Below are 1,531 nucleotides of genomic sequence, written 5' to 3' on the forward strand. Positions count from 1 at the left end.
ACTCAAACTTCGCACATAAATAATTAGACTCAATACTTGGGACTCTTAGAATCCTCACGGATTCAATTCGATCCTTGACAAAATGCTCTTAAAATATAAAAAACACCTCATTCTGTTATAGTGGATTTGTCGAGAATACACTACCAAACAGAAGAGGTGCCTCCTATATGATAGAGCATAATGACCAAAACAATCAACTACCAAAAGAATTAAAATCAGTATTTAATGAATTAGAGATTTCCAAACATCTTCGAAACTCTGGGATTAAAAAGAGATTTGGGTTTACATGTAACTATCTGTTTCAACTTGTTTTTTGTCTCATTTTTCATCACAAGAGTTGGTTTACCCTCCTACAATCTAAGAAGGGTGACCGTTATCCAGCCAAAGACGTTGTGTATCGTTTCATGAATCATTCAAAGTTTGCTTGGCGTCGCTTTTTAACATTCTTAAGTGCGAGTACTATTCAAAAAGTTGATACTCTGACGGATTCGGATCGTCCGAAAGTGATGATAATTGATGATTCCATGTACGATCGAAATCGGAGTAAAAAAGTAGAGCTACTCGCTCGTTGTATGGATCATTCTTCTTTGAACAAACGCTTCTATAAAGGATTTCGTATGCTTACTTTGGGTTGGTCAGATGGTTTTACTTTTATGCCTCTCGACTTCTCATTATTGAGTTCAAAGAAATCACAAATCAATGGAATCTCCGAAAACATAGATAAGCGTAGTTCAGGATTTAAACGTCGTGTAGAAGCTTTAGAATCAGCTCCAACACTTATTCCAGCTATGATCGAAAGATCATTAATTGCTGGAGTGACTGCTGATTATGTCCTAATGGATACTTGGTTTACACAGCAGCCTTTAATACAATCCATCGTTGAGATTGGTATCGATGTAATCGGAATGGTCAAAGCAACAAACCAACGTTATTTAGTAAATAACCGAAGACTATCTTTAAAAGAACTCTATTCTTTTGCCACACCTATCCAAGACAAGAAAGGTATTTTGCGTTCTATTCACACAACAATGGCAAACGGGATAAAGGTAAAAGTTGTGTTTGTTCAAAACCGAAATAAAAAGAGCGAATGGTTGGCAATTCTCAGCACTGATTGCACGCTTTCTGAGCAAGAAATCGTGCGTATTTACGGAATGCGCTGGGATATTGAGGTCTTCTTTAAAACAACCAAATCTCTATTACGCTTACAAAAAGAATTCCAAGGAATGTCATATGATTTACTTATTAGTCACACAACTATTGTATTTTCACGATATATCGTCTTGTCGTGGCAGAATCGCTGCAACACAGATCAACGTACATTAGGCGGACTATTTTATGAACTTTGTGATGAAGTAAACGAACTTGATTGGGCTGTCGCTTTACAGCAATTAATTGAGCTTCTTGAAGATACCCTAAAAAATACAAATAAGAAAATCCAAAAACTAATCAAAAGTCAACTTCAGCGATGGATCGGTGGCCTTCCCAACTATATCAAGGTGTATTTGTCGATTCCAATCTGCGAAGTTTGAGT

The 1,531-nt window shown here is 36.6% G+C and carries 1 protein-coding gene; it reads left to right on the top strand.

Going from position 1 to position 1,531, the window contains the following annotated elements:
* Positions 1-167 precede the first annotated feature (167 nt).
* Positions 168-1,529, top strand: a complete 1,362-nt coding sequence (locus AC3WJF_RS23020) for an IS4 family transposase (RefSeq protein ID WP_492456430.1) — start codon at positions 168-170, stop codon at positions 1,527-1,529.
* Positions 1,530-1,531 lie beyond the last annotated feature (2 nt).

The organism is Heyndrickxia sp. FW510-T9, from assembly GCF_058781025.1.